At 71.8% G+C, this 8845-nt stretch carries 6 protein-coding genes; 3 read left to right on the top strand and 3 right to left on the bottom strand.

The window, feature by feature from the left end; all coding sequences use genetic code 11:
• Nucleotides 1-195 precede the first annotated feature (195 nt).
• Together K1J60_RS21065 and K1J60_RS21060 are read right to left on the bottom strand one after the other, a co-directional pair.
• Nucleotides 196-768 carry an AMIN-like domain-containing (lipo)protein gene (locus K1J60_RS21065; protein WP_220647559.1) on the bottom strand — a complete coding sequence of 191 codons (573 nt, stop codon included), beginning with the start codon at nt 766-768 and terminating at the stop codon, nt 196-198.
• 135 nt (nt 769-903) lie between these two features.
• Complete coding sequence (locus K1J60_RS21060; RefSeq protein ID WP_259407837.1) at nt 904-1632, bottom strand: hypothetical protein; 729 nt, start codon at nt 1630-1632, stop codon at nt 904-906.
• A gap of 319 nt (nt 1633-1951) precedes the next feature.
• On the opposite strand from K1J60_RS21060, the gene K1J60_RS21055 reads away from it, so the two are divergent.
• Nucleotides 1952-4972, top strand: a complete 3021-nt coding sequence (locus tag K1J60_RS21055; RefSeq protein ID WP_259407836.1) for a SpoIIE family protein phosphatase — start codon at nt 1952-1954, stop codon at nt 4970-4972.
• 566 nt (nt 4973-5538) lie between these two features.
• Here the strand turns inward: K1J60_RS21055 and K1J60_RS21050 are convergent.
• Nucleotides 5539-7197: an alpha/beta hydrolase gene (locus K1J60_RS21050; RefSeq protein ID WP_220647558.1), complete on the bottom strand. Its 1659-nt coding sequence runs from the start codon at nt 7195-7197 to the stop codon at nt 5539-5541.
• 251 nt (nt 7198-7448) lie between these two features.
• Between K1J60_RS21050 and K1J60_RS21045 the strand changes: the two genes are divergently transcribed.
• Together K1J60_RS21045 and K1J60_RS21040 are read left to right on the top strand one after the other, a co-directional pair.
• Nucleotides 7449-7955: a hypothetical protein gene (locus K1J60_RS21045; RefSeq protein ID WP_220647557.1), complete on the top strand. Its 507-nt coding sequence runs from the start codon at nt 7449-7451 to the stop codon at nt 7953-7955.
• 359 nt (nt 7956-8314) lie between these two features.
• Complete coding sequence (locus K1J60_RS21040) at nt 8315-8788, top strand: carboxymuconolactone decarboxylase family protein (protein WP_220647556.1); 474 nt, start codon at nt 8315-8317, stop codon at nt 8786-8788.
• Nucleotides 8789-8845: the final 57 nt, after the last annotated feature.

Genomic DNA, 8845 nt, shown 5'->3' with positions numbered 1-8845 from the left:
GCCAGTCGCGGAGGACGTGGCCGGGGCGCTGGTCGGCGGTGAGGGTGGGCAGCGGAGGCCGGCCGGGTGGCGCCCTGGCTGGTCCACCCCCGGCGTCGGCGCGCTGCTGGACCGCCTCGCCGACGACCCGCATCCGCAGGTGCGGGAGGCCGTGGAGGCGGTACGGGAGGGGTGGTCGGAGACCCCCGCCTGCCCCTACGTCCAGCTGTGGGCCACGTCCACCACGAGGCGGTCGGAGAGCTGCAGCACCCGGAACGGCAGCCGGGCGCGGATGCCGACGCCGATCTGGGTCTCGCCCTCGAAGCTGCCGGCGAAGCGGGTGTCACGGAAGGTGCGGTAGCCGGTGAGGTTCACACCGGGCAGCGGTCCGGCCACGTCGCCCGGGTAGGCGACCCCGCCCGTCTCGGGGTCGTAGCTGGGCGCGGCGACCCGTATCTCCAGGATGGCCCCGCCCTTCACCGGGATGGGTTCGCCGGAGCCGACCTGGTGGAGCCGGTCGACGTACTGGACGAAGTAGCCGATGCGGTCACCCCCGTCGGGCACGTCGAACACGATGCGGTCGAAGCAGTCGTGCCGGCCGGTCCTGATGTCCGCCAGCGGCACGGCACCACTGTCGGGGCTGCCCTTGACGCCACTGCCCCAGCCCGTCGGGCAGGCCGCCGCGGCACGCGCGGCACCCCCCGGCGCGGCACTCGCGGTGGCCGCCGCCGTCCCTGTCGCGGTCCCGGCGAGCGCGAGCGCCAGAACCGCTGCTCCGATTCGTCGCATGTCGTCCCCCTTGTTCACGCAACGCTGTGGTAGCGCTGGTATCGGGTGAGACGACCGGGTATGGCGGAAGGTTGTACTCCGATCGCACGGAAGTGTCCCGGTATCGCAACAGCCCGGTGCGCCCCGCTCCCACCGCTACTTCTGGGCCACGGGCGAGCCGCTGTGTTCCGGGTGGCGGCGGCGGGCCGCCGGGGTGGGGGAGGGGACCTTGTGGAGGAGGGGAGCGGTGGTGGGGCGGCCGGGGCCGGACGGCTGGCTCACGTACCGGCTGTGCAGGCTGTCGTCGATCCGCCAGAGGATGCCGGTGGTGCGACCGGTGGGGGCCGCCGGGTCGAGTTTGGCGGTGAAGGAGGCCAGCCGGTCGTAGAGGGTGCGGGCGCGCGCTCCGGTGGCGGTCAGCTCCGAGGCGGTGGCCTCGTGGAGGGCGTCGAGGAGGTGGACCAGGTTGTGCCCGGAGAGCTGGACGTCCTGCATGCCGCCGTCCGCCTTGGTGATGCGGCCCGGCGGCAGGTTGGGGTTCGCGGTGAAGTGGGCCGCCCTGGTCGCGGTCGGGCCGACGCGGTCGTAGGGGTCGCGGGTGCTCTGGGTCCAGGCGGGCTCCCAGACGCCGAACGCCGTGCGGGCCAGGAAGGTCCAGGTGTCCTCGTGGCAGCGCAGGGTGAGGTAGGAGACGCCGGCCGCCCGCCGGAGGGTGTCGTTGTGCTGTTCGAGGGCCACCCGGTTCGCGGCGAGGGCGGCCCGCAGGATCACCCGGTCCTCCTCCCGCCAGCGCCGCTCCTGCTCACCACGCTGAGCCAGCAGATCCCGTTTGAGCTGCTGGTTCCTCGCGTACTGCTCGACGAACGTCTTGATCAACGTCTTCACTTGCTGGAACATCTCGAACATGGCGCCTGCTGGGGTCGGGCCGGACATCCTGGGGTTGCAGCGGCCCAACGACGTTCATCAGATCTTGGTAACGCGGATCGGCGGCCGTGCGTCGTCGCGATGGTCCCGCCGTGGACGAACGAACCGGCGCCCGTGTCGGCGCCGCCCGAGCCGTCCCCGTTTTCTGAGAGTTCGTCAATTATGCCTGTGCGCAGTGTGGTTGAGGCTCCCGCCCGACGCGGGGACCGCATCGCGGAGTGACTGTGGAATTCCTGTGGCGGACTGCCTTACGTGTGAGTAGAACGTTAGGGTCTGCCGTATGAACGCACGGCTGGCCCTGCTCAGCACGGTGGATCCGGGTGTCGCGGAGAGCGAGGTCTTCCGGCTGGCGCTCCAGCACGCGGTCGGCGAACTCGGCGCTCTCGGAGCGATGATCCACCTCAGGGGACCCATGTCGGCCCTGCGCCTGGTGTCGGTCACCGGCCTCCCGCCCGCCCTGACCCGCCCCTGGGAGATCATCGACCAGGAAGGCCCGCTGCCCCCGGCCCGTGCCCTGCACCAGGGCAGCGGGGTGTGGTCCCCGCTGGGCTCCATGGCCCTCGCCTGGCCCGGTACGGGGCTCGCCGCGTTACCCGTCACCGGCCGCGACCGCACGGTGGGCGCGCTCACCGTCCTCACCGGCGACCGGGGCGAACCCACCGGCCTGCAATGGGACTTCCTGCGTGCTGTCGTCGACTGGACCGAGGACCGCATGGCTCAGGCGCCCCCGCCGTCCGGCCCCGCACCGGCCGAACCGAACGCCGAGCGGCTGCGGCAGGCGCTGAAGGAGGTCAGCGTCGGCTCCTGGGACTGGGACATCCAGAGCGGTGACCTGATCTGGGACGAGGCCGCCCTGGAGCTGTACGGCACCCGGCCCGCCGAGTTCACCGGCAAGATCGAGAACTGGATGCGGATCGTCCACCCCGACGACCTCCCGCCCACCCTGGCCGCGGCCGAGCGGGCGATCCGCGACCACACCGTGTACGAGGCGGAGTACCGCGTACGGCGCTTCGACGGCACCTGGGGCTGGACCCGGGCCCGCGGCCGGGCCACCTACGACGAGCACGGCGCACCCGCCCGGATGATCGGCGTCGGCTGGGAGAGCGACGAGGCACGCTGCGCCCGGGACGCGGTCGGCCGGGCCCTGCGGCACATGAGCGACGGCTTCCTGGCCGTCGACGACGACTGGCGTATCACCTTCGCCAACCTGGTCGCGGAACGCACCCTCGGCCTCTCCGAGGAGGAACTGTTCGGGCGGTACCTGTGGGACCTGCCGTCCGTGCGCGAGACGTCCTGTCTGGAGACCCGCTGCCGGGCGGCCGCGGCCGGGGAGAAGCCCGCCGGGTTCGACGTCCATGTGCCGGACCACGACCGCGTCTACCACCTGCGGCTGGTCCCCGGGCCCGACGGCCGCACCATCTACTTCACCGACGTCACCGAGCGGCGCCGGCACGAGGAGGAGCGCCGCGAGGCGGAGCGCGCGGCCTCCGAACGGGCCGACCGCATCGCCGCGTTGACCGCCGCGCTCGCCAAGGCGACCACCTCGCAGGACGTCGTCGACGCGGTCGCCCTGCGGGTGCTGCCGCCGTTCGCCGCCAGCGGCCTGCTCGTCCAGACCGTCGAGAACGGCCGGCTCCACAACGTCGGCGCCGTCGGCTACGCCCCCGACTTCATCGAGCTCGTCAACCACCGCCCCCGGATGCCGTACGGCCCGGCCTGGGACGCCATCACCACCGGCGCCCCGATCTTCATCTCCTCACCGCAGGAGTACGCCGCCTACGTGCCCCAACACGCCCACCTGCCCGCCCGCGCGGGCAAGCAGGCCTGGGCGTTCCTGCCGCTGACCGCGTCCGACCACACCTTCGGCGTGTGTGTCGTCTCCTTCGACCGGCCACGCCGCCTCACCGACGAGGAACGCACCCTGCTGACCACGATCAGCGCCCTCCTCGCACAGTCCCTGGAACGCGCCCGCCTCTACGACCTCGAACACACCCGGTCCCGTGAACTCCAGCGCGCCCTGCTCCCGAAGGACCTGCCCGTCCTCGCCGCCTGCGAGTCGGCCGCCCGCTATCTGCCGGCCGGGCAGGGCATGGACGTCGGCGGCGACTGGTACGACGTCATCCCGCTCTCCAGCGGCCAGGTCGCCCTCGTCGTCGGCGACGTCATGGGCCACGGTCTGTCCGAGGCCGCCACCATGGGCCGCCTGCGCACGGCCGTGCACACCCTCGCCGACCTCGAACTGCCGCCCGACGAGATCATGGGCCACCTCAACGACATCGTCGGCTCCATGGGCGAGGACTCGTACGTCACCTGTCTGTACGCCCTCTACGACTCCACCACCCGGGTCTGCTCCCTCGCCCGGGCCGGGCATCCGCCGCCGGCCGTGGTCCTTCCCGACGGCACCGTGCGCTTTCCCGAGTGGACCGCCGACCCACCGCTCGGCGCGGCCGAACCGCCGTTCGAGACGGTCGAGCTGAGCGTGCCCGAGGGCAGCCTGCTGGTGCTCTACACCGACGGGCTGGTCGAGTCGGCGAAACGCGGCATCGACGAAGGCATGGCCGACCTGGCACGGCTGCTGCGCACCGCCCACGAGGACGGCACCGCCGCCGACCTGGAACGCCTCTGCGACACCCTCACCCACGGCCTGCTGCCCGCCGAGCACGCGGCGCCCGACGACGCGGCCTTCCTCGTGGCCCGGCTGCACGCGCTCACCGACGACCGGATGGCCTCCTGGTCCCTCCTCGACGACCCGAGAGCCGCCGGGCAGGCCCGCCGCCACGTCCGCGAACAGCTCGCCGCCTGGGGCCTGGAGGCCCTGGCACCCACCACGGAACTGCTCGCCAGCGAACTCGTCGGCAACGTCGTACGTCACGCCAAGGGCCCCGTCCGCCTGCGTCTCCTGCACGGCTCCACGCTGGTCTGCGAGGTCTTCGACGGCAGCCTCACCATGCCCCGCATCCGCAGGGCCGGCGACACCGACGAGGGCGGCCGGGGCCTGCAGCTGGTCACCGCGCTCTCCCAGCGCTGGGGCACCCGCTACACGGCCACCGGCAAGTGCATCTGGACCGAACAGTCCCTCACCGGCCCCGACCTCCGGCCCACACCCCCGTCCGGCCCGCCGCAGCACTCGCTCCTGGTCCCGGCCGACTTCGACGGCGACCTGGACAAGCTGCCTTTCGACGACATCGACATGGACATCGACATGGACGTCGACATGGACATCGACACGGGCAACGACAGTGACCTGCACAGTGACATCGACGTCGGCACGGGAAAGGGGCGAGGCGGCGCCCACCGGTGACCGTCACCACCGGTGGCCGCCGCCCCGTATCGGCAGGGTTCGCTCAGCAGTTGCGGATGGAGTGGACGGGGCCCCAATTCACGGCGTAGACACCGCCGTTGGCGGGGTAGGAAGCCAACTCGCCGCCGTTCGAACCGTAGACGCGGGCGACCGCGCCGCCGGTCTGGCTGTTCTGGGCCGTACGTGAAGTGGATCCGCAGCCACACCGGCCCGCTCCCCAGATCCGTGCGGCTCGACGTGCCGCTGACGTGTCGCGGACGCGACGCGGACGTGCGGAACCCCGGGGCGCTCGCCGTGGAGTGGAGGGGCGGGCGCCCCGGGGTTCGTGTTCGGTCGGCCGACCCGGGCCGCCGGCTCAGGGTGGTCGGCTCAGGGCCGTCGGCCCAGGGGCCTGGCCGGTCGACGTGACCGGCCGGTCGAGGCCGCCGGTCAGCCGACGAGGCTGGTCAGCCAGGGCAGTTGGTCGGTTGACGCGGCCGGTCGGCCGACGTGGCTGGTCGGTTGACGCGGCCGGTCAGGGCGACGCACCCGGTCAGCCGACGTGGCCGATCCGTCGACGGAGCCGGTCAGCTCGCGTCGCCGATGCGCTCGACGCGCTCGTTGACGCCGTTGCGCAGCTCGCTCAGCGTCGTGCCGGGCGGGGCCGTCTTCGGGGTCGAGGACGGCGGCTGGGTCTCGTCCGCGCAGGTGGTGCCGGAGGCCGGAACCTTCAGGTCGACGAGGTAGTTCACGACCGCGTCCGTCGCACAGGCGCTGCGGCCGAACGCCGTGTGGCCCTCGGCGTCGAACGTCAGCAGTGAGGCGTTGTCCAGCTGCCGGGACAGCGCGACCGCGTCCTGGTACGGGGTGTCCGGGTCACCGGTGGTGCCGAGGACCAGGATCGGCGCCGAGCCCTTGGCCCGGAAGGAGCCGTCGTAGCGGCTGGGCTTCTCGGCCGGCCACTGGACGCACGCGGTGGCGTGCTGGTGGTCGTAGGTCGGCGGACCGAACGCCATGGCCGGGCCCAGCAGCGGCGCGTCCTTCGCGTTGGCCGTGACGTTCCGCTCCAGCTTGCGCAGGCTCTTCGGGTACTCCTTGTCGACACACTCGACGACCACGTTCGGGCCGAGGAAGTCGAAGCTCGCCGGGGACGGCGGCCGCAGCAGGAACGAGGTGTTGTCCCGCAGCTGCGCCTTCTTCAGCGCCGCGCCGAGGGAGGGCCAGATGACCTTGCCCTCGTTGATGTTGAACATCAGCCGGTAGACCAGGGTGTAGCCGTTGGCCTTGCCGCCGCTCGCCGTGGTGACCGGGTTGGCGTCGAGGTCCTTCTTCAGCTGCTCGAACGCCCCGCGCGGGTCGCCGTCGCCGAAGCCGCAGGTCGCCTGGTCGGCGGCGCACCAGTCGAGGAAGCGGCCCATCGAACCGTCCAGCGCCAGGTACTGGGCCCGGTCGTAGGCGTAGGGGCGGTAGGCGTACTTGTACGGGTCGTACGCCGCGTCGAGCGTCAGGGCCCGCACCCGCTTGGGGAACATCGCCGCGTAGACGGTGCCGATGTACGAGCCGAACGACCGCCCGTAGTACGTCAGTTGCTCCTCGCCGAGGGCCTGGCGCAGCAGGTCGATGTCACGGGCGACGTACTCCGTGCCGACGTACGGCAGCAGCTCGCCCGAGTTGTCGAGGCAGGCCTGGTTGAACTCGGCGGCCTCGCGCAGCGCCGGGCCGAAGGCGTCCGGCCCCGGGACGCCCTTGGCGTCGGTGACGGCCTTGGTGTAGCGGGCGTCGTCGAAGCAGGTGAGCGCCGAACTGCGGCCGACACCGCGGACGTCGTAGCCGAAGACGTCGAACGAGTCGCGCAGGGCGGCCGGGAGGTCGTCGTAGTTGTTGCGGACGAAGTCCACGCCGGAGTTGCCGGGTCCGCCGGGCTGCATGAAGAGCGTGCCCTTGCGCTTGGCGGGGTCGGCGGCCTTCTTGCGGACCACCGCGAGCGTGATCTTCTTGCCCTGCGGCTCCCGGTAGTCCAGCGGGACGTCCGCGTTGGCGCACTCGTACCCGCCCTGGCAGTCGGCCCAGGTGAGCGTGGGCACGGGCGGCGGCGGGGTCTTCGCCGACTGCGGCTTCTGCGTCGTGCTCTGCGCGGCCATCGCCTGGGTCGCCGTCCCCGTCGCGGCGAGGACGAGCGCGGTCACGGCGGCACCGACGAGTCTGAGCCGGGAGGTACGTCTCGGTGTGCCCTGATACGTGGTCATGGATGTGTTCCCCCCTGGGAATCCGTGCTTCCTGGAACCCACTGGTCAATGTGGGGCCGGAGCATGTCTAACTGAGGAGAGGGGAAAAACGCCAGAGAGGTGCCGCCGTGGCCGACTTCCCACGCAATCTCTCCACTACCCGGCGGTAGTTACCGCTCGCGGCGATCGCTTCGTAATCTTGGGGCGTCCCTGGCCGGTGATCCAGTGCTGGGCCCGGCCGGACCCCCCACGAGCATTAAGGATCCGCGCACGTGTCAGTCAAGAACAGTCGTCTGAGGGTCGCCTTCCTCGCCGTGGCGGTCGCTGCCGCCGGTCTCGCCCTCGCGGGGCCCGCCGCGGCGGCCACGCCGCAGCCCGCCACCACCACCGTCTCCACAACCCCACAGGCGTCGTCCATACCCGTCGACTTCGTCGACCTCGCCACCAGCCCGCTCACGGCTGACGGCAAGAGCCACGAGGTCACCGTCACCTACCGCAACGACACGACGGCCGACCGGACCGTCGCCCCGCAGCTCCTGGTGGAGTCGCCGGACGCCGGCCCCTTCCTCGACCCGGCGGACGTCGAGGTCGAGCGCCGCACCGCCGGCGGCTGCTGGAAGGCCGTCGACCTCGGCAGCCAGACCGGCACCCTCTTCACCGACCTGACCACCGCCCGGCGCACGCTGGCGGCCGGCGCCACCCTGACCGAGGTCTACCGCGTCACCGTCACCGACCCGGCGGCCCAGGGCACGGTCCACCCGAGGATCGCCCTCTACTGACCGTCCCCGCACCGCCCACGCACCATGGGCCGGGCCCCGCTCCCCGGAGCGGGGCCCGGCCCTTTCCGGTCGGGGTCGGCTTTCTCCCCAACGCCCCAACTCCCCAACTCGCCTGTTGCACCTCGGGGGTCACCGGCTGGACCGCTTGGTGGCCCCGTGGCGACCGTTACGGCCCGCTCACCGGCACGGTCACCCTCACCTTCACCGGCGGCACGACCCGCACGATCGACAGCCCCGAACTGTCGTAGAGACGGGCGGTCGGCGGTGGGTGACGGGCGTCACACGCGTCCGTGTCACATCCACCCGGGGCCGGTCCGTCCTTGTGTTGTCACCGCATACGACGGCACAAGGAGCCCGCCATGGAAGCCCGTCTCAACCTGTTCGCCAACCCCGTCACCGGCAAGATCGTCAAGCACCTCGTCGGGGTCGACAAGGTGATCTCGGGGACGGAACTGCCCCGCTCCACACAGGAGTTGGTGAAGATCCGCGCCAGCCAGATCAACGGCTGCGGATACTGCCTCGACATGCACACCAAGGAGGCCGCGCACGCCGGGGAGACCACCCAGCGGCTGCACATGGTGGCCGGCTGGCGGGAGGCCAAGGTCTTCACCGACGCCGAGCGCGCCGCGCTGGAGCTGACCGAGCAGGGCACCCGGATCGCCGACGCGGCGGGCGGTGTTCCCGACGAGGTCTGGGAGAACGCGGCCAAGCACTACGACGAGGACCAGCTCCTCGCCCTGGTGGCGCTGATCGCCCTCATCAACACCTTCAACCGACTGAACGTGATGGTGCGGCAGCCGGCCGGTGACTACCAGGTGGGCATGCTCGGCTAACCAGAACCTCCATGAGGAACCCCCGGGCCACGGACGGACCCGGAGGTTCCTCATGGT

Source organism: Streptomyces akebiae (genome assembly GCF_019599145.1).
Classification (GTDB): domain Bacteria; phylum Actinomycetota; class Actinomycetes; order Streptomycetales; family Streptomycetaceae; genus Streptomyces; species Streptomyces akebiae.
Note: the sequence above shows the minus strand (reverse complement) of the source record. Positions and strands in the feature narration are given on the sequence as shown.